This is a genomic window from Aestuariimicrobium soli (genome assembly GCF_051192575.1).
GTDB lineage: Bacteria > Actinomycetota > Actinomycetes > Propionibacteriales > Propionibacteriaceae > Aestuariimicrobium > Aestuariimicrobium soli.
Map to the genome: position 1 here is coordinate 74,459 of NZ_JBPJSQ010000007.1, position 17,765 is coordinate 92,223.

Consider the following 17,765-nt stretch of genomic DNA (forward strand, 5'->3'; position numbering starts at 1 on the left):
CGCGGGGCGGGGGTGCTGGGATGGTCTGGTCTCCCGGCCCGTCACGGGCCACGGATGTGTCGCAGCCGACCTCACGTTTGTGTCGGCTGGCGCGTCTACCGTGTGATGACCATGAAACAGCCCTTCGACGAAGCGGCCCGCGCCCACGGCGCCACCGTGCTGCGGGTGTGCCGCGCCGTGCTCGGCCCCGGCCCCGACGCCGACGACGCGTGGTCGGAGGCCTTCCTGGCCGCCCTGCGCGTGTGGACCGACCTGCCCGACGACACCAATGTTCGCGCTTGGCTGGTCACCGTGGCCCATCGCAAGGCGCTCGACATCACCCGGACGAGGGCCCGTCACGCCGTGCCCACCGCCGAGGTGCCCGAGCGAACGTCGTCCGTGGGGGTGCCCGGCGAGACGGGCGAGGAGGTGTGGTCGGCGGTGGCGGCATTGCCCGAGAAGCAACGACTGGCGGTTGCCTACCACTACCTGGGCGGGCTGCGGCACACCGAGACCGCGGAGCTGATCGGCAGCACGCCCGCCGCGGTACGCCGAGCCGCGAGCGACGGCATCAAGAATCTACGAGCCCAGCTGACGGGAGCACGACCATGAACACGACCAAGGACGACGTGAAGTTCGACCACGAGAACCTCACGGGGGTGTTCCCCGTCTCCGGTGACCACTTGGAGCGGCTGACGGCTCGGCTCGCGGGCGCGGCCGACGCGGAAGGGCTGCTCGACGTGGCCCTGCGCACCGTCGAGACCCCCGTGGGGCGCCTGCTGCTCGCGGCGACGCCGATCGGGCTCGTGCGGGTGGCATACGAACGGGAAGGCCTCGACGACGTGGTCGCCGCGCTCGCCGAACGGGTCAGCGTCCGGGTGCTGGAGGCGCCGGCTCGGCTCGACGACGCGGCGCGCCAGTTCGAGGAGTACTTCGCCGGACGACGTCACCGCTTCGATCTGGTGCTCGACCACCGGCTTTCCGTCGGCTTTCGCGACCAGGTGCAGCGCTTCCTGCCGACCATCGCCTATGGGCAGACCATGTCGTACAAGCAGGTGGCCGAGCAGGTGGGCAGGCCCACGGCCGTGCGGGCGGTGGGCACGGCCTGCGCCACCAACCCGCTGCCGGTGGTGGTGCCCTGCCACCGGGTCACCCGCAGCGACGGCTCCATGGGCGGCTACGTCGGCGGACTCGAGGCGAAGGCCGCGCTGCTGGAGTTGGAGCGGGCGGCGTGAGCGGCCAGGCGCCGCTGTTCGAGCCCGCCGGGTCGGCACCGGTCGAACTGCCAGTCGGGGCGCACCACCTGCCGGGCTGGCTCATGCTCGAGCAGCAGGCCTGGATCGTGGCCCGGTTCCACGAGTGGACGACGGGGCCGGTCCCGCTGCGGGCGGCCACGGTGCGCGGTCACGAGATGAGCGTTCGCACCGTCTGCCTGGGGTGGCACTGGCGCCCCTACGCGTACACGCGGGAGGCCGTCGACGTGAACGGCAACCGGGTGCTCGAGGTTCCTGACTGGATGGTCAGGGTGGGGCAGCGGGCCGTTGCCGAGGCCACCGGAGACCAGGGGGCCGGGGAGGCCTATCGTCCCGACGCGGCGTTGGTGAACTTCTACGACGAGGCCGCCCACATGGGCATGCACCAGGACAAGGACGAGCGCTCGTCCGACCCTGTTGTGTCCCTGTCGATCGGGGACGCGTGCCGGTTCCGCTTCGGCAACACCCAGACGCGGACGAAGCCCTACGTCGACCTCACCCTCGGGTCGGGGGACCTGTTCGTCTTCGGCGGGCCGGCGAGGTTCGCGTTCCACGGGGTGACGAAGGTGCTGCCGGGGACGGCGCCTGAGGGGTGTGGACTAGAGTCGGGGCGGATCAACATCACATTGCGGGTGACGGGGCTCACCGGCTGAGCATCATTGGACCAGTCCGACGCTCCGCAGGGTGTCGCCCACCTGGCCGGTGGCCTGCACCACGGGCTGGCCGTTCTCGTCCAGGTAGGTCACCTGGTGTGCCTGACCGTCGGGCATCAGCAGATACACGAACGGGCTGACGGAACCCTTCTGGTCGTACTCGCGCATGCACAGGTCGACCAGCATCTCCAGAGCCGCGAGGGTGCCCGCCCGACCCATCGGCTCGTGGACGGCGAGCAGGTGGCGGTTGGGGACGATCACGAAGACGCCGTTCTTGCCGATCCAGCGTCCGGGCAGCCGTTCGAACAGCTGGGGAAACACCAGCAGGCGGCTGGCCCCGAAGAAGTCGTCCGAGGTGTAGAGGAGCACCTCGGAGGTGGGGTCGGCCTCGGCTGCCAGCACCTGGGTGAGCTGGGGATCGGGCAGGTTGTCGAGGTTGCGCAGGCCGAGTTCCTTGGCGGCCTGGAGGCTCATGCCGGTCTGGTCGAGTTCCCCGTAGAGCTCCTCGACGTGGGTCGGCAGGTCGAGCGCCACCACCGACAGGACTCCCGGCAGGGGTTCACCGGCGGGGTGCAGGGGGGCGTCCGGCAGGTCACTCGCACGGCGCAGTTTCAGGTACACGGTGCTCGGGTCCGCCGCGGTGGGCTGCTCCGGCGACATCAGGGCTGACATGTTGCCCAAGTGGTACTGCAGCAGCTGGGGCCACTCGGACTCGGGAAGCGAGGAGGCCTCCACTGAGACGTTGTGCAGACCGAAGAGTCGGCCGTCGGCGAGCTGGAGCACGCCCTCTGAGTTGACGGTGGACTCCCAGCCCATCGAGGCCAAGGTCTCCCGGGCCAGGCGGACGAAGGTCGCGTACTGGGCCTCGGTGAGCGCCGGCAGGATCATGGAGCGGGGTTGCTCCGGCGGCTCGTTGGCGTTGCGCTTGAACCGGTCCAGCAGTCCCATGGGATCTCCGATCAGGGTGGGTGTCGGCGGAATTTCCGTCAGCCTAGATTGGGGAGGAGCCACGCCGATCGGGCACTGGGCACCGTGTCGGATCACACGTCGTGAGCCGGAAACCCTCGATCGGCTGGGCCTCCCACACGTCGAACGGGTCGTCGGCGACGGCGTCGCGGGCGAGGTGGATGATGCGCTGGCACGCCTCCTCGGACTCGAAAATGGCCAGCCCCACCAGCCTGTCGGTGCCGGCATCGGCCAGGGTCTGCACCGACATCAGGCCCGGCTGGCCCTGCAGGGCGGCTCCGAACCGGTGCATCGATTCGATCAAGGCGTCGCGGTGCTCCGGGTGCGGCGTGTGCACCGAGGCGATGACGTAGCTCATGGGTTCAACCTAGCCAGCGGGGCCCGGCATCGCGGCTGGCTCGCGCAACGCGGCGCCCGGTCCGGTGCCCAGCAAGGAAGAGGGCTCCAACCCTGCCCAAGATCAGCAGGGGTTGGAGCCATCGATTGTGGAGCTAAGGGGATTCGAACCCCTGGCCTTCTCATTGCGAACGAGACGCGCTACCAACTGCGCCATAGCCCCATGCGTCCCCGGGGACCGTCGTCGACGGAACCCGAATCGGCATCCGACAGCGTAGCACCGTGCGTGGGAGAGCCCCAACCCGGGCGGGGGTCGTCCGTCGTCAGCCCGGGACGCACCCACCGCTCAGTCCCCTCACTCAGTCGAGGCAGAACTCGTTGCCCTCGGGGTCGGCCATCACGATGAAGCCGTTGTCGAGCGGTCCGGGGTCGAACCGTTCGCCGCGGCTGGCCCCCAGAGCGACCAGCCGCTCGGCCTCGGCCTCGAGGGCTGCCATGCGTTCGTCTCCCTTGAGCCCGACGGCGGTGCGCACGTCGATGTGCAGCCGGTTCTTGGCCGTCTTGGGCTCGGGCACCTGCTGGAAGAACAACCGCGGGCCCTTGCGATCGGGGTCGATCACGGCGAATCGTCCGGTGCGCTCGTCCTCGGGCACGCCTGCCTTGTCGAGGAACGCGTCCCAGGCGGCGAGCGTGTCGGCGACGGAGCCGACCTGGCCGCCCGGCGGCGGGTCAACGGTGTAGCCCAGTACCTCGCACCAGAACAGGCCCAGTGCCTCGGCGTCATGGGCGTCGAAGGTGAGTTGGATGGTCGCTGCCATGGTGTTCCTCGTCTCAGTCAGTCCAGACTCCGCTGGACCCCCGCCGGTGTGAGCCCACCAGATGGGTGTCCACGATGCCGATTGCTTCCATCAAGGCAAACATGGTGGTCGGCCCGACATGCCGAAACCCGCGTTTCTTGAGCGCTTTGGCACAGGCCACCGACTCCGGCGACTGGCTCGGCACCTCGGCGTACGACGTCGGACGAGGGGTCTCGTCGGGCTGGAACCCCCAGATGAACCCGACCAACCCGCCGTCGTCCCGCAATGCCACGGTGGCCCGGGCGTTGGCGATGGTCGCCTCGACCTTGCGCGTGTTGCGGACGATGCCCGCATCGGCCATCAGTCGAGCGACGTCGTTTTCGTCGAAGGCGGCCACCGCATCGGGCTCGAAGTCGGCGAAGGCAGCGCGGAAGTTCTCGCGTTTGCGCAGGATCGTCGCCCAACTCAGCCCCGACTGGAACGCTTCCAGGCTCAACCGTTCGAAGACGCCGCGCTCGTCGCGCACCGGCATGCCCCACTCGGTGTCGTAGTACCGCTTCATCAGGGGATCGGTGGCCGCCCACGTCGGCCGCGCCAGCCCGTCGTCCCCCACCACCAGGTCGCTGTCCGTCATGGATCGATGGTGGCAGCCGGCTCCGACATTTCTCACTGGGACCGTGCAACCGGGGTACCGTCGCCCAAAATTGTCCGAGCCTCGGCCTACCGTCGTGTCATGAGCAACGACGCCAGCCCCCAGCCCGAGCAGCCGATCGACCCCGACGAGCCCACGAACCCCGACCAGTCCCCACCCGAACCAGCGTGGGAACCGCCTCTGGCTGGCACCGACACCCAGCACCTGGTCGCCTCCCTCGAGCGCATGCGCGCCACCTTCTCGTGGAAGGCGTGGGACCTGAGCGACGACGACCTCACCCGCACCATCGGTGCCTCGAACCTCAGCCTCGCCGGCCTGCTCAAGCATCTGGCCTGCGTCGAGGACGAGATGTTCGGCTGGAAGTTCTTCGGCGAGCGACCCGAGAACTTCGTCCGCTTCAACGAGGGTCACGAAGACGATGACGACGACCTGTGGATGTTCACCCTCGACGACGGTCAGACGGGTGCCGACGTGCGTCAGGCGTGGTCGGAGGGGGTCGGACGAGCCCGAGCCCGCCTCCAGCGCGTCATCGACGAGGGCGGCTTCGATCGTCCGGCCCATTTGGCGTGGACCCAGGACGACGGCGCCGAGGTGCACGTCAGCTTCCGCCGGCTGATGCACGACGTGATCGAGGAGTACTCGCGTCACACCGGCCACGCCGACCTGCTTCGCGAGGCCATCGACGGCCGGGTGGGGGAGGACCCACCGTGGACGTGGGTGACACCCGTGGCCTGATCGTGACTCGAAGCCTGAGGGTCACCTGTCGCCTGATGTTCACGTGGCGCTGGTGGGTCCCTGCGCCCGGCACCGTTAGTTTCGGCAGGTGAGCACCACCGCGGCCACCAGCGCCGGCCCCTCGTCCATGCAGCGACGCCTCGGACTGACCGACGCCATCGTGATCGGCATGGGGTCGATGATCGGCGCCGGCGTGTTCTCGGTGTGGGCACCGGCCTCGCGCACGACGCCGGTGGGCTGGCTCGTGGTGGCAGTGTTGATCGCCTCGGTGGTGGCCTTCGCCAACGCCACCTCGTCGGCCCAACTCGCGGCCCGCTACCCGGTGGCGGGTGGCTCCTACGTCTACGGGCGCGAAGAGCTCGGGCCCTGGTTCGGTTTCGCCGCAGGGTGGTGTTTCGTGATCGGCAAGACCGCCTCCTGCGCCGCCATGGCCATGACGTTCGCGGGCTACGTGCTGCCGGCGGGTTCCGCACCGTGGTTGCACAAGGTGGTCGGCATCGTGGCGGTGGCGCTGCTCACCTGGGTCAACTGCTTGGGGGTCACCCGCACGGCCCGGCTGACGCGCATCATCGTGACGATCGTTCTGCTGGTGCTGGCGGTCTTCTGCGTGACGATGGCGTTCGTCCACCCCGTCGGCGCCACTGAGGGGCCTGCCTCGATCCCCGATGTGCCCGCCGCCTCGGTCTGGGGCGTGCTGCAATCGGCCGGCCTGATCTTCTTCGCCTTCGCCGGCTATGCGCGGATCGCCACGATGGGGGAGGAGGTGCGCGATCCGGCCCGGACGATCCCCCGCGCCATCGTCGTAGCACTCGCCGCCACGGTGGTCGTCTACCTGCTGATCGCTGTCACGCTGTGGCGCATCTTCCGGGGCAGCGTCTGGGTGGGTGACCGGCGGGTGCTGCCGGACTGGCCGCTGGCCGAGGCGGCCCACCGGTGGGCATCGGGGCTCGTCGCTGCACAGGGGCTGCTCGTGGCATTGGGGGTGGCGGCCGCGCTCGCGACCGCCGGAGCCCTGCTGAACCTGATGACCGGCATCGGCCGCACCACCTTGGCCATGGCCCGTGAACACGACGCTCCCACCGCGCTGGCCGCTCTGCATCCGCGCACGGGAGTGCCCCATCGTGCCGAGATCCTGCTGGGAGTCATCGTCTCGATCGTCGTGGCGCTGGTCGATCTGCGGGGCGCCATCGGCTTTTCCAGTTTCGCGGTGCTGCTGTACTACACGGTGGCCAACCTCGCGGCCTTGCGTCAGAGTGAGGGCCGCCGCTACCCCCGCGCGCTGCAGGTGCTGGGAGTGGTGCTCTGTCTGGTGTTGGTGGTCACGCTGCCCTGGCAGTCGTCCGCGGTGGGTCTCGCGGTGCTGGCCGTGGGCCTGCTCGTGCGTCTCATCGCGCGCTCGACCGCGCCACGCAGGGGGTCCTCGGCCCGCTGAGATGGCATGCTGTCTGCGATGGGTGAAGTCTTTGGTGGTCGGTACGAGCTGGTCGATCCGCTGGCGAGCGGGGGTTCCGGCGTCGTTTGGCGTGTCTGGGATGTGCGCGAGAACGTCTTTCGCGCCGCCAAGGTGCTCAAGCAGTCCGACTCCGCGTCGCTGCTGAGGTTCATGCGTGAGACCGGGTGGCGGATCAACCACCCGCACGTGGTGACGCCGCTCGGCTGGGTCGGTGAGGACGACCGGGTCATGTTCACCATGCCGCTGGTGCGCGGTGGGTCCGTCTCGGGGCTCATCAAGCACAAGGGCGCCCTGCCTGCCGGGTTCGCTGCAGCCATCACCGATCAGCTCCTCGACGCGCTCGAGAAGGTGCACGCGCAGGGGCTCGTCCACCGCGACATCAAGCCCGCGAACCTGCTGCTCAACCCGACCTCCGCCAGCCAGCGACCCGAGGCCATGCTCACCGACTTCGGCATTGCCGCACCGGTCGGAGAGCCGCGCATGACCCGGGTCACCGAGGTGATCGGCACCCCCGGTTACATGTCGCCCGAGGCGGCGATCGGGCTCGACCCGGAACCGAAGCAGGACCTGTACTCGGTCGGCGTCGTGCTGCTCGAGATGCTCACCGGCCAGCGCCCGCCCAAGGATGGCAAGCCCGTCATCCCACCTGCGGCGGCCGAGGTGCCGTTGGGTCGGTTCATCGCCAGCCTGTTGGCGGACGAGGATGCCCGCGTGGCCACCGCCGCTGATGCCCGCGCGGCCCTGAATGCCATCGACCTGCCGACACAGCGTCAGGGTCTCGACGTGCCCGACCTCATTCCCTCGCTGCCCGAGGGCTGGACGGAACAGGGCCCGCTGCCGAATCGGCCGGCCCAGGCGCCCACCCAGGTACGATCCGAGGGGTTCACGCCAACCCAGACCCGCAGCGGTTACCAGTCGCAGCAGGGCCAGCCGATGACTGCCTTCGTGGCCTCGCAGGCATCGGCCGAGCCTCCGCACACCGGTGGCATGCAGACCGGATACCAGCAACAGCTCTCCGCCAGCGGGTGGGGAGTGTCGCAGGGTTCTGCGCCGACCTTCCAGGGGCCGAACCCCGGCCCGAACTCCGGCTGGGCGGGGTCGCAGCCGAGTTCTTCGTCACCCCAGGGCGGCCCGGGCAACCAGCAGTGGGGTGCCGGAGGGTCGTACCCCACGGCCAACCAACCGGCCTACCCGGGCGGCTACGGCGACCAGCAGCAGTACCCCCAGCAGGCCTATGGGCAGCCGGGCCAGCCCTATGCGGGTCCGGGCCAGAACCAGCCCGGCCAGATGCAGGCCGGACAGGTTCAGCCCGGCCAGATGCAGCCCGGGCAGGCCGAGTCGGTCATGGACTGGTTCCGCTCACTCACACCGCTGGCGCTGGGTCTGCTGATCGCGACCGCGGTGGTGTTCCTGATCGTGATCATCCTGCTGATCGTCTGACCCCAGCACTCGGCAGCCCAGCACACATCAGCCCCAGCACGGGGCCATCCCCCCACCCGGCCATCCCCCCGCCCGGCCCCTCCACTCGACAGACCGGCACGAAAACGTTCGGCCCACAGGAAGTTTCCTGTGGGCCGAACGTTTTCCTGGGAGTTTGAGGGGTGGCGGGGGTGGTGGCCGCGGCGGTGGGGGTGGTGGCCGCGGCGGTGGGGGTGGTGGCCGCGGTGGCGGGGGTGGTGGCCGCGGTGGTGGGGGTGGTGGCCGCGGCGGGTGAGGCTGTCAGGGGCGGCCGTGCCGACCGAGGTCCCCTCCATCCGCGGCTCCCGCGTCATCGTTGGTGTAGATGCCGGGGGCGTCGAACACCAGGTTCGCGCCGCCGTCGTCCTCGGGGGTCCTCGGGGCCAGCGCCCGCGCCACGTGGTACCCGATAACCGTCACCAGGGTGCCGAGCGCAATACCGCCCAGCGAGAACGAGTCAGAGAAGGTCAGGGTGACGTTGCCAATGCCGATGATGATGCCCGCGGCCAGCGGCACCAGGTTCACCGGGTTGCCGAAGTCGACCTTGTTCTCCTTCCAGATCTTCGCGCCGAGCAGGCCGATCATGCCGTACAGCACCACGGTGATGCCGCCCAGCACGCCCGACGGGGTGGCCGAGACCACGGCCCCGAACTTGGGGGAGAAGCCGAACGCGATCGCCACGATGGCTGCCACCATGTAGGCGGCCGTCGAGTACACCCGGGTCGAGGCCATGACGCCGATGTTCTCGGCATAGGTGGTCGTCGGTCCGGCACCCACGGCCGAGGCGATCGACGAGGTGAATCCGTCGGCGGCGACGGCTCGTCCCATCTCGCCGTCAAGATTGGCGCCGGTCATCTCGGCGACCGCCTTCACATGCCCGGTGTTCTCGGCGACCAGCGCGATCACCACGGGCAGCGCGATCAGCGCGAACGCGAACGAGAACTGCGGCGTGTGGAAGCCGACCACATTGGCGGTTCCGCCGTAGGTCCACGGGGACAGGTCGGTGACCGGCGGCAGGCCGAACCAGTCTGCGGAGCGCACCCCGTTCCAGGCGATGCGCAGCGACTGCGAGGTCGTCCCATCGGCATTGGTGAGCGTGACCGGTCCCAGCACGCGGTCGAACACGGCCGACAGGGCGTAGCCGAAGACGAGCGACAGGAAGATCGCGATGCGTCCGAGGTACCCGCGCAGCCCCACCGAGAGCACGATCACGACCAGCATGACGATGAAGGCGGTGAGCTGGTCCTTGGGCCAGTAGACACCTGCCACCACGGGCGCCAGGTTGAATCCGATCAGCATGACCACAGCGCCGGTGACGGCCGGCGGCAGCACCGCGTGCACCACCCGGGCGCCCACGAAATGGATGATCAGACCGATCACCAGCAGCGCCAGCGAGGTGATCAGCAGGGCTCCGGTGACGTGCGCGGGGTTGCCGCCCTGGGCGTAGATCGCCGCCGCGACCCCGGTGAACGAGGCGGACGACCCCAGGTAGCTGGGCACCCGGTTCTTGGTGAGCACGATGAACAGCAGCGTGGCGACGCCCGACATCATCACGGCCAGCTGCGGGTTGAGCCCCATCAGCAGCGGGAAGACGAAGGTGGCGCCGAACATGGCGACCACGTGCTGGGCGCCCAGACCGATGGTCTTGCCCCAGGTCAGTCGCTCGTCGGGAGCCACGACGGCCCCCGGTGCGAGATGTCCGTTGCCGTGCAACTTCCAGATCATGGCTCCCTCTCATGGCTGACCTCCGCGGTCATCCCGGGAGCATCGTAGGGGAGCGGCCCTCGGGAGGCGTCAGATCCAGCTGTTGAACCACATGCGCCACAGCCACTGCGTGCGGGTCAACAACTGATCGGTGAGGATCGGGTAGATGAACGCGAAGTTCGCCACGATCAGGGCGACGACGGCGCCGGCCACCAGCGACCGGAAGCGGCGTTCGTGGCCCCTGACCGGCCCGATGACCTTGCCCAGACACATCGCCAGGATGATCACGGTGAACGGGATGATGCAGATCGCGTAGAAGAAGAACAGCGGACGATCGGCGTACTTGAACCACGGCAGGTACGTCGACAGCAGCGCCACCAGGGGCACGCTGAACCGCCAGTCGCCCTTGGCCAGCCAGAACCACAGCCCGGCGATGATGGCGATCACCCCGAACCACCACAGGAAGGGGGTGCCCATGCCACTGATCACCCGCAGGCAGGTGTCGGTGCCGGTCGCCGTGCAGCCCTGCTCGCCGGGCTTGATGCCGTTGACGGCGTCGATGCCGATGGTGCGCGCCACCACCAACCAGCCGGCCGGGTTCGCCTCGTAGGTGTGGGTCTGGTTGGCCATGTAGTCGCCGGTGTGGAACTTGTAGATCTCCACGTGGTAGTGCCACAACGAGGCCAGGGGTCGTCCGAGAAGTTTCACCGACGCGGAATCGGGATTCTCGGCGCCCCACTGCCGGTAGTAACCGCCCTGGGTCTGCAGCCAGCGCACCCAGGTGGCCAGGTAGACGGGAACGGCGAGCAGCACCATCGACACGAACGCGGGCAGGCCGTCGCGCACGAGCCCCCACCAGGCCTTGCCGCGAGCCCCGGCCAGCCGCCTCGCCGAGACGTCCCAGAGCACGCTCATCACGCCCATCGTGGCCAGCACGAAGACCGAGTTCCACTTCACCGCGATGGCGCAACCGAACATCAGACCGGCCACGATGCGCCACGGACGAACCACCAGCCACGGACCGTAGGCCCCGTCGAGGTCGACCAGCCCCCGCGCCGTCAGGTGCCGGGCGAGGCGATGCCGGAACCAGTCGCGGTCCTTGACCACGGCCAGGACGGCAGCCACCAGGAAGGTGGCCTGGAAGATGTCGAGCAGCCCCGTGCGACTCATCACGAAGTGCAGGCCGTCGAAGGTGAGCAACACCCCCGCCAGGGTGCCGATGAACATGCTGCGCGAGAGTCGCCGCCCGAGCCGCACCACCAGCACGATCATGAGCACGCCGAAGACCAGCGAGGGGAATCGCCACCCGAAGGAGTTCATGCCGAACAGCCATTCGCCCCCGGCGATCAACCACTTGCCCAGCGGCGGATGCACGATGTAGGAGGCCTCCCCGTTCTTGAACAGGTTGTCGAGCTTGCCGTCGCGAATGAGGTCGTTGGCGCCGTCGACGTAGTTGGCCTCGTAGCCGTAGCGCAGCAGCGCCCACGCGTCCTTGGGGTAGTAGGTCTCGTCGAAGACCAGATTCTTCGGACGAGACAGGTACGGCAGCCGAATCGCGAGAGCCAGTGCGGCGATGGCCAGCGTGACCAGCCACCCTCGCCAGGTCGACCTGGGCGGACCGTCCTGCAGCTTCTCGATCGCGGTCGGTCCGTTGGTCGGCGGGGGGAACCAGGCTTCGGGGGACGAACCCAGCCAGCCGCTCTCTGGTGCGGGCCGCGTGTCGGGGGTGACGTCACTGCCTGAGTCATCGACCACCGGACCATAGGTGACCGGGCCAGGAATCACGGAGCCGGAAGGGTGGCCCTCGGTCGCGGGGGTCTCGTCGGCGCTGTGCATCACGCGGCCATAGTAGGCGGCGCCGCGATCACGGCCGCCACTCGAGCGCCCGCTCGGGCAGGGCCTCGAACCCGCACGCCACGAACAGTGCCCGCCCGGCAGCAGAGGTGCGCAGGTCGAGCCAGCGCACCCCGGCCTCGGCCGCCGCCAGCTGCACCTGGCTGACCAACCGCCGACCGATGCCCAGCCGGCGCTGGTCGGGGCACACGAACACCTGCTGCACGTACCACCACTCGGCTCGCCCGGGGCCATGCAGCCATGGCAGCTTGCGCACCCGCTGGGCCAGCACGCAGCCGACGGGCCGTCCGTCGTCGAGCTCGGCGATGAACCCTCGCCAGGAGTCGAACTCGGCCAGCAGGGCCTCGGCGTACTCGTCGAGGAAGCCCGGGCGGGTCGTCTGGCCCGCCTCGCGGTCCTGCTGCAGCCGCAGCGCCGCCAGCGGGATGGCGTCGCGGCGCTCGATGGCGCGAATCGTGGCCTCCATGGCTGGTCAATCTAGCGTCAGCCCGCCTCGGAGGCCCGAGGTCACCGCCACAACCCGCACGCGGGCTTCGTGAGAGGCCCAACAAGGGGGGTGCGCGCAGCCCGCGTGCGGGTTGTGGCGCTGATGACGGGTGCGGTGGGGTCGTTGAATCCTCCAGAAGGTCGATGCGGTCCGCGGAGGGCAAGGTGCGCCATGATGGAGCCCATGACCGCTGACCCCGCACGGCACTCCGCCGCCACGCCCAGCGTCGTCAAACCCAGCCACGACAACTCGGGCCAGGTCGACCAGGGCCAGGTCAACTCGGGTTCCACCACCACCGGCCGCATCATCCTGGCCGGCACCCCCATCGGTGACCGCGACGACGCCTCACCGGCCCTCCGCCGCCTGCTCAGCGAGGCCAGCCTGATCGCCGCCGAAGACACCCGCCGCTTCCAGACCCTGCTTCGCCGCCTCGAGATCACCACCGAAGCGCGCGTCGTCAGCTACTTCGAGGGCAACGAGGCCCGGCGCACTCCCGAGCTGCTCGCCGCCCTGCAGAGCGGCACCGATGTGGTGGTGGTCACCGACGCGGGCATGCCCTCGGTCTCCGACCCCGGCTACCGACTGGTCCGCGCGGGTCTCGAGGCCGGCATCGAGGTCACCGCCGTTCCCGGCCCGTCCGCGGTGCTGACCGCGTTGGCCGTGTCCGGTCTCCCCGTCGACCGCTTCTGTTTCGAGGGGTTCCTGCCGCGCAAGTCCGAGGCACGCAGCCGACGACTGACCGAGCTCGCCCACGAGCCCCGCACCATGGTCTTCTTCGAGGCGCCGCACCGACTGGCCGACTTCCTCACCGACGCCGCCACCAATCTGGGCGAGGATCGTCCGGCCGCGGTGTGTCGGGAACTCACCAAGACCTACGAAGAGGTGCGCCGCGGGCCGCTGGCCGAGCTCGCCGCCTGGGCCGTCGATCATGCGCGCGGCGAGATCACCGTCGTCGTCCAGGGTCGCGCGGACGAACAGACCACACCGGACGAGGCCCTCGCCCTCGTGCACGCCCGCATCGCCGACGGCGCCAAGCTGTCGCAGGCGGTGGCCGAGGTGGCCAAGCTGACGGGGGCGAACAAGAAGGAGCTGTACGCGGCGGCGTTGGCCAGCCGGTCGTCCACCACAGCCCCCAGCACACAGCCATCAGGAGTGACCCGATGACCACACCCATCGACACGCTCGAGCAGTGGTCGGCCTCGGGGCTGCCCGGCCTGCCCGACGCCCTGCCGCGACCGGTCGTCGACTCCCACACCCACGCCGACGCGACGGCCGAGCTCTCGGGGCTCGCCCCCGCGCTCAACCTCGACCTGGCCGCCAGCGTCAACGTCACCCGCGTGGTGCAGGTGGGCTGCGATGTCGCGTCGTCGGAGTTCGCCGTCGACCTGGCCGCCCGCGACCCCCGCGTGATCGCGTCGGTCGCGGTGCATCCCAACGACGCCGCCCGCGCCGGCAACGAGCTCGACCGCATGCTGCTGCGCATCGACGAGTTGGCCGCCTCGGGCGACCACGTGCGCGCCGTCGGCGAGACCGGGCTCGATCACTACCGCACCCGCGACGACGAGGGGCGTGCCCTGCAGGTGCACTCCTTCGCCGCACACATCGAGATCGCCGCCACCCGCGACCTCACCCTGGTGATCCACGACCGCGATGCCCACCACCAGGTGCTGCAGGTGCTCGACGAGGTCGGAGTGCCCGAGCGGGTGGTGATGCACTGCTTCTCGGGTGATGCCTCCTTCGCCAAGCAGTGCCTCGACCGGGGCGCCTGGCTCAGCTTCCCCGGAGTGGTCACCTTCTCGTCGGCGCAGGACCTGCGCGATGCCCTGGCGGTGGTGCCCCGCGACCGGTTGCTCGTCGAGACCGACGCCCCCTACCTCACGCCCGTGCCGACCCGCGGACGACCCAACGCCCCCTACCTGCTACCGCACACGGTGCGCTTCGTCGCCAAACAGTGGGGCTGCGACGCCCCGGACGACCTGGCCGCCCTGTGTGACCAGCTGACGGCCAACACCTTCGCCGCCTTCGGGGGTGCCTGGTGAGCGGGCTGCTGGGCGCCACCGCCATTCGGGAGCTGGCCGACGAGATCGGGCTTCGTCCGACCAAACAGCGCGGCCAGAACTTCGTGATCGACGCCAACACGGTGCGCCGCATCGTGCAGCTGGCGGGCGTCGGGGCCGACGACACCGTCATCGAGGTCGGCCCGGGGCTCGGCTCGCTGACTCTGGGGCTGCTCGAGACGGGCGCGCGGGTGACCGCCATCGAGATCGAGCAGATCCTCGCCGAGCGGCTGCCGCGCACCGTGGACGAGCGCATGCCCGGGGCTGCCGACCGGCTGCGGGTGGTGCTCTCCGACGCCATGGCCGTCACCGACCTCCCGGGAGAGGCGCCGACCGCGCTGGTCGCCAACCTGCCCTACAACGTGTCGGTGCCGGTGCTCGTGCACCTGCTCGAGACCTTCCCGACGTGGACGACGGGCCTGGTGATGGTGCAGCTGGAGGTCGCCGACCGTATCGCCGCGCCGCCGGGGTCGAAGGTGTATGGCGTACCCAGCGCGAAGATCGCCTGGTTCTGCGAGGCCACCCGAGTGGGCACGGTGCCGCCGAAGGTGTTTTGGCCGGTGCCCAATGTCGACTCCGGGCTGGTGCGGCTGATCCGTCGCGAGCCTCCCGAGACCACGGCCACCCGTGAGCAGGTCTTCCGGGTCGTCGACGAGGCTTTCCGGCAGCGCCGCAAGATGTTGCGGGCGGCCTTGGCGGGCCTGGCGGGTTCGTCGGCGGCGGCTTCGTCCGCCATCGAGGCTGCCGGGATCGACCCGCAACTGCGCGGCGAAATGCTCGACATCGCCCAGTTCGCGCGCATCGCCGAACAGCTCGCTGCCCGGTGAGAGCGAGGCACGGTTCCCCCACGGTTTCGGGCGGTGAACGACGAGCGGCAGGCTCGTTCGCTAGGTTCGCAGCGTGACCCTGCGCAGAACGCCCACCGAGCCGTTGGCCGAAGTGCGCGTGCGGGTGCCCGCCAAGATCAACCTGTCGCTGCGGGTCGGCCCGCTCGGGGACGACGGCTACCACCCGCTGGGAACGGTGTTCCACGCCGTCTCGCTGCTGGACGAGGTGATCGCCCGCCGCCGTGACGAGCCGGGCATCGTCCTCGAACACAAGGGCGAGGGTGCCGACCGGTTGCCCACCGACGATCGCAATCTGGCGGTGAAGGCGGCCCAGTTGCTGATCGACCGGTTCGGGCTCGACGTGGGCGTCGACCTCGAGATCCGCAAGCAGATCCCGGTGGCCGGCGGCATGGCCGGGGGATCGGCCGACGGTGCCGCCGCGCTGCTGGCCTGCTCGATGCTCTGGGACCTCGACACCGACCCGCCCGAGTTGCACGATCTCGCCGCCGAGCTGGGCAGCGACGTGCCGTTCGCGCTCACCGGTGGCAACGCCCTGGGTACCGGACGAGGCACCGAACTCGTGCCGCTGCTCAGCCGTGGCTCGTACCACTGGGTGCTGGCGATGGCGCATGAGGGGCTGTCGACCCCGGCGGTGTTCCGGCGCTTCGATGAGCTGGGGTCGGCCGGTTCGGGGGCGGACGACGACATCTCGGTGGCGCAGGAACTGCTGAATGCTCTCGCCGTGGGCGACGTTCACCAGGTGGCACGGCACCTGCGCAATGACCTGCAGCCCGCTGCGGTCGACCTTCGCCCGGAGCTGGGGGAGGTGCTCGCGCACGGTGTGCGGGCGGGGGCACTGGCGTCGGTGCTGTCGGGGTCCGGCCCGACCTGCGCGTTCCTGTGTGCCTCCGAGACGGTGGCGATGGACGTGGCTGCCAGCCTCAGCCGGCACCCCGATGTGCGTCAGGTGCGCCGGGCCAAGGGCCCCGTACCGGGGGCTCGTCCGACGGCCTGAGGCGGGAGCCCAGGGCGGCTGCCGCGACGACCACCCCGCGACATGTCAGACTGTCTGCCGGGAGGTGGCCGTGCCGGACGAGTTCGTGCCCGACGAGGTTGATGCGCTGATCGCGGCGTGGGATCGCGAGCGCCCCGATCTGGCCACGGAGCCGATGAACATCTGGTCGCGCATCAAGCGACTGGAGCAGCATCTGGACGCGGCCCGTCGGCAGTCCTATGCGGAGCACGGCATCGACGTGCACGAGTTCGACGTGCTGGCGGCGCTGCGCAGGGCGGGGGAGCCGTACCAGTTGAGCCCCGGGCAACTGACCGCCCAGACCCATGTCACCTCGGGCACCATGACCCACCGCATCGATCGGCTGGTGGCGCGCGGGTTCGTCGAGCGCGGCAATCATCCCGATGACGGGCGGGCGGTGCTCGTGCGGCTCACGCTCGAGGGCCGCGGGGTGGTCGACGCCGCCCTGTCGAGCCTGCTGGTCGCCGAGGAGGCACTGCTGGCGGCGCTTCCGGCCGAGCGGCGTCTGCGGCTGGCGGATGACCTGCGGGCCCTGCTGCGCCTGCAGTGAGGCTGGGTCTCCGACGCGCAGTGAGCATGGGTCTGCGACCTTGGGCGATCGGAAACGGCGTTACCCTGCGAGTTCTTGCCTCCCGGTGGCAAGAACGCGCACGGTAACGCCGTTTCGGATCGGTGTGAAGGTCAGCCTCGGCGGGCGCGGCGCGGAACCTCGCGCGGGCGGGCGTCCTTGAGCAACATCGGCTCCTCCTCGAGGTTGCGCATGCCGTTCCAGGCCAGATTCACCAGGTGCGCGGCCACCACTTCCTTCGACGGCTCGCGCACGTCGAGCCAGGACTGCCCGACCATGGCCACCAGTCCCACCAGAGCCTGGGCATAGAGCCCCGCGAAGCTGGCGTCGTAGCCGTGGCGCTCGAACGGCTCGGCGAGCAGGTCTTCCACCTTCGAGGCGATGTCCGACAAAATGCTCGCGAAGGTTCCAGCCGCCGAACCCACGCTCGAGTCGCGAGCCAGGATCTGGAAGCCGTCGGGCTCGGAATCGATGTAGTCGAGCAGGGCCATGGCACCGCGCTCGATGAGTTCCCGACTCGAGGCCCCCGACTTGGTCAGCGACGACCGGATGGCCTCGGTCAGCCTTCGGGACTCGCGGTCGACGACGACGGCGTAGAGGCCCTCCTTGCCGCCGAAGTGCTCGTAGACGACTGGCTTCGAGACCTGCGCCTGCTGCGCGATCATCTCCACCGAGGTGCCCTCGAAGCCGTGCGTGGCGAACAGTCCGCGCGAGACGTCGATCAACTGCTCCCGACGCTCCGAGGAACTCATCCGCACCCGCCCGCGGCGGGCACGGCCGGAGGTCGTCCGGGTGTCGGCGTCGTCCGCGGAAACGTGCGCTCCCGGTCTCACCGCGGGTTCGGTGGAGCGGGATGCGGGCATGGGGTCAGTCTGCCACCTGCCCGCGCGCCCGGCGAAGGTGCGTCCGCCGACTGGCCGCGGGTAAGCTGAGCGGGTCCCGCGGGCCTCGGT

Annotated in this window: 19 protein-coding genes and 1 tRNA gene; 11 read left to right on the top strand and 9 right to left on the bottom strand. The window is 69.8% G+C overall.

The genetic code is table 11. The annotated features are described in order from the left end of the window. Positions 1-111: 111 nt before the first annotated feature. The 3 genes from ACSDQ9_RS09745 to ACSDQ9_RS09755 are packed head-to-tail and all read left to right on the top strand — an operon-like array spanning position 112 to position 1,885. Complete coding sequence (locus ACSDQ9_RS09745) at positions 112-591, top strand: RNA polymerase sigma factor (RefSeq protein WP_435146495.1); 480 nt, start codon at positions 112-114, stop codon at positions 589-591. Next, positions 588-1,214: a methylated-DNA--[protein]-cysteine S-methyltransferase gene (locus ACSDQ9_RS09750; protein ID WP_435146497.1), complete on the top strand. Its 627-nt coding sequence runs from the start codon at positions 588-590 to the stop codon at positions 1,212-1,214. Before ACSDQ9_RS09745 ends, ACSDQ9_RS09750 begins: the two co-directional genes overlap by 4 nt. Continuing rightward, positions 1,211-1,885 (top strand): alpha-ketoglutarate-dependent dioxygenase AlkB family protein, encoded by a 675-nt coding sequence (locus ACSDQ9_RS09755; RefSeq protein WP_435146499.1) that lies wholly within the window; start codon positions 1,211-1,213, stop codon positions 1,883-1,885. The genes ACSDQ9_RS09750 and ACSDQ9_RS09755 overlap by 4 nt, the downstream gene beginning before the upstream one ends. A 3-nt stretch (positions 1,886-1,888) precedes the next feature. On the opposite strand, the gene ACSDQ9_RS09760 is transcribed toward ACSDQ9_RS09755, so the two are convergent. The 5 genes from ACSDQ9_RS09760 to ACSDQ9_RS09780 form a co-directional block, all read right to left on the bottom strand. Further along, positions 1,889-2,833: a hypothetical protein gene (locus ACSDQ9_RS09760; RefSeq protein ID WP_435146501.1), complete on the bottom strand. Its 945-nt coding sequence runs from the start codon at positions 2,831-2,833 to the stop codon at positions 1,889-1,891. A gap of 43 nt (positions 2,834-2,876) precedes the next feature. Beyond that, positions 2,877-3,209 (bottom strand): hypothetical protein, encoded by a 333-nt coding sequence (locus tag ACSDQ9_RS09765; RefSeq protein WP_435146503.1) that lies wholly within the window; start codon positions 3,207-3,209, stop codon positions 2,877-2,879. Positions 3,210-3,337: 128 nt separating this feature from the next. Beyond that, positions 3,338-3,410 (bottom strand) — tRNA-Ala (locus tag ACSDQ9_RS09770). Between the two features lie 136 nt (positions 3,411-3,546). After that, positions 3,547-4,005 (bottom strand): VOC family protein, encoded by a 459-nt coding sequence (locus tag ACSDQ9_RS09775; protein WP_435146504.1) that lies wholly within the window; start codon positions 4,003-4,005, stop codon positions 3,547-3,549. Between the two features lie 13 nt (positions 4,006-4,018). Next, positions 4,019-4,618, bottom strand: coding sequence for a DNA-3-methyladenine glycosylase I (locus ACSDQ9_RS09780; protein WP_435146506.1), 600 nt, complete (start codon positions 4,616-4,618; stop codon positions 4,019-4,021). A 99-nt stretch (positions 4,619-4,717) separates the two neighbouring features. Here ACSDQ9_RS09780 and ACSDQ9_RS09785 point away from each other — a divergent pair, with 99 nt between their 5' ends. The 3 genes from ACSDQ9_RS09785 to ACSDQ9_RS09795 all read left to right on the top strand — a co-directional run bounded on the left by ACSDQ9_RS09785 (position 4,718) and on the right by ACSDQ9_RS09795 (position 8,264). Beyond that, positions 4,718-5,371 carry a mycothiol transferase gene (locus tag ACSDQ9_RS09785; RefSeq protein WP_435146508.1) on the top strand — a complete coding sequence of 218 codons (654 nt, stop codon included), beginning with the start codon at positions 4,718-4,720 and terminating at the stop codon, positions 5,369-5,371. Between the two features lie 88 nt (positions 5,372-5,459). Beyond that, entirely contained in the window at positions 5,460-6,803 is a 1,344-nt protein-coding gene (locus tag ACSDQ9_RS09790) for an APC family permease (protein ID WP_435146510.1), read from the top strand. An 18-nt stretch (positions 6,804-6,821) separates the two neighbouring features. Next, entirely contained in the window at positions 6,822-8,264 is a 1,443-nt protein-coding gene (locus ACSDQ9_RS09795; protein WP_435146512.1) for a protein kinase domain-containing protein, read from the top strand. Between the two features lie 279 nt (positions 8,265-8,543). On the opposite strand, the gene ACSDQ9_RS09800 is transcribed toward ACSDQ9_RS09795, so the two are convergent. The 3 genes from ACSDQ9_RS09800 to ACSDQ9_RS09810 form a co-directional block, all read right to left on the bottom strand. Next, positions 8,544-10,007: a uracil-xanthine permease family protein gene (locus ACSDQ9_RS09800; RefSeq protein WP_435146514.1), complete on the bottom strand. Its 1,464-nt coding sequence runs from the start codon at positions 10,005-10,007 to the stop codon at positions 8,544-8,546. Between the two features lie 69 nt (positions 10,008-10,076). Next, entirely contained in the window at positions 10,077-11,822 is a 1,746-nt protein-coding gene (locus ACSDQ9_RS09805; protein WP_435146847.1) for a dolichyl-phosphate-mannose--protein mannosyltransferase, read from the bottom strand. Positions 11,823-11,850: 28 nt separating this feature from the next. Next, positions 11,851-12,306 (bottom strand): GNAT family N-acetyltransferase, encoded by a 456-nt coding sequence (locus ACSDQ9_RS09810; RefSeq protein ID WP_435146516.1) that lies wholly within the window; start codon positions 12,304-12,306, stop codon positions 11,851-11,853. Positions 12,307-12,510: 204 nt separating this feature from the next. Here ACSDQ9_RS09810 and rsmI point away from each other — a divergent pair, with 204 nt between their 5' ends. The 5 genes from rsmI (at position 12,511) to ACSDQ9_RS09835 (ending at position 16,794) form a co-directional block, all read left to right on the top strand. Next, complete coding sequence (gene rsmI / locus ACSDQ9_RS09815) at positions 12,511-13,491, top strand: 16S rRNA (cytidine(1402)-2'-O)-methyltransferase (RefSeq protein ID WP_435146518.1); 981 nt, start codon at positions 12,511-12,513, stop codon at positions 13,489-13,491. After that, on the top strand, positions 13,488-14,366 hold the full coding sequence (locus tag ACSDQ9_RS09820; protein WP_435146519.1) for a TatD family hydrolase: 879 nt from the start codon (positions 13,488-13,490) through the stop codon (positions 14,364-14,366). Before rsmI ends, ACSDQ9_RS09820 begins: the two co-directional genes overlap by 4 nt. Continuing rightward, positions 14,363-15,211 (top strand): 16S rRNA (adenine(1518)-N(6)/adenine(1519)-N(6))-dimethyltransferase RsmA, encoded by an 849-nt coding sequence (gene rsmA, locus ACSDQ9_RS09825; RefSeq protein WP_435146521.1) that lies wholly within the window; start codon positions 14,363-14,365, stop codon positions 15,209-15,211. The genes ACSDQ9_RS09820 and rsmA overlap by 4 nt, the downstream gene beginning before the upstream one ends. A gap of 73 nt (positions 15,212-15,284) precedes the next feature. Further along, positions 15,285-16,226 (top strand): 4-(cytidine 5'-diphospho)-2-C-methyl-D-erythritol kinase, encoded by a 942-nt coding sequence (locus tag ACSDQ9_RS09830; protein ID WP_435146523.1) that lies wholly within the window; start codon positions 15,285-15,287, stop codon positions 16,224-16,226. A gap of 64 nt (positions 16,227-16,290) precedes the next feature. Continuing rightward, positions 16,291-16,794, top strand: coding sequence for a MarR family winged helix-turn-helix transcriptional regulator (locus ACSDQ9_RS09835; RefSeq protein WP_435146525.1), 504 nt, complete (start codon positions 16,291-16,293; stop codon positions 16,792-16,794). A gap of 131 nt (positions 16,795-16,925) precedes the next feature. Here ACSDQ9_RS09835 and ACSDQ9_RS09840 read toward each other — a convergent pair whose 3' ends face one another. Further along, the gene (locus ACSDQ9_RS09840) at positions 16,926-17,564 is read right to left on the bottom strand and encodes a TetR/AcrR family transcriptional regulator (RefSeq protein WP_435146849.1); all 639 of its coding nucleotides are present in this window, start codon (positions 17,562-17,564) and stop codon (positions 16,926-16,928) included. Positions 17,565-17,765 lie beyond the last annotated feature (201 nt).

Excerpts from the sequence above, each read along its gene's own strand:
- ACSDQ9_RS09760 (WP_435146501.1), bottom strand. The coding sequence starts at position 2,833 with ATGGGACTGCTGGACCGGTTCAAGCGCAACGCCAACGAGCCGCCGGAG.
- ACSDQ9_RS09800 (WP_435146514.1), bottom strand. The coding sequence starts at position 10,007 with ATGATCTGGAAGTTGCACGGCAACGGACATCTCGCACCGGGGGCCGTC.
- ACSDQ9_RS09820 (WP_435146519.1), top strand. The coding sequence starts at position 13,488 with ATGACCACACCCATCGACACGCTCGAGCAGTGGTCGGCCTCGGGGCTG.
- ACSDQ9_RS09765 (WP_435146503.1), bottom strand. The coding sequence starts at position 3,209 with ATGAGCTACGTCATCGCCTCGGTGCACACGCCGCACCCGGAGCACCGC.
- ACSDQ9_RS09780 (WP_435146506.1), bottom strand. The coding sequence starts at position 4,618 with ATGACGGACAGCGACCTGGTGGTGGGGGACGACGGGCTGGCGCGGCCG.
- ACSDQ9_RS09745 (WP_435146495.1), top strand. The coding sequence starts at position 112 with ATGAAACAGCCCTTCGACGAAGCGGCCCGCGCCCACGGCGCCACCGTG.
- ACSDQ9_RS09805 (WP_435146847.1), bottom strand. The coding sequence starts at position 11,822 with ATGCACAGCGCCGACGAGACCCCCGCGACCGAGGGCCACCCTTCCGGC.
- ACSDQ9_RS09840 (WP_435146849.1), bottom strand. The coding sequence starts at position 17,564 with ATGAGTTCCTCGGAGCGTCGGGAGCAGTTGATCGACGTCTCGCGCGGA.
- ACSDQ9_RS09810 (WP_435146516.1), bottom strand. The coding sequence starts at position 12,306 with ATGGAGGCCACGATTCGCGCCATCGAGCGCCGCGACGCCATCCCGCTG.
- ACSDQ9_RS09795 (WP_435146512.1), top strand. The coding sequence starts at position 6,822 with ATGGGTGAAGTCTTTGGTGGTCGGTACGAGCTGGTCGATCCGCTGGCG.
- ACSDQ9_RS09785 (WP_435146508.1), top strand. The coding sequence starts at position 4,718 with ATGAGCAACGACGCCAGCCCCCAGCCCGAGCAGCCGATCGACCCCGAC.
- rsmI (WP_435146518.1), top strand. The coding sequence starts at position 12,511 with ATGACCGCTGACCCCGCACGGCACTCCGCCGCCACGCCCAGCGTCGTC.
- ACSDQ9_RS09750 (WP_435146497.1), top strand. The coding sequence starts at position 588 with ATGAACACGACCAAGGACGACGTGAAGTTCGACCACGAGAACCTCACG.
- ACSDQ9_RS09775 (WP_435146504.1), bottom strand. The coding sequence starts at position 4,005 with ATGGCAGCGACCATCCAACTCACCTTCGACGCCCATGACGCCGAGGCA.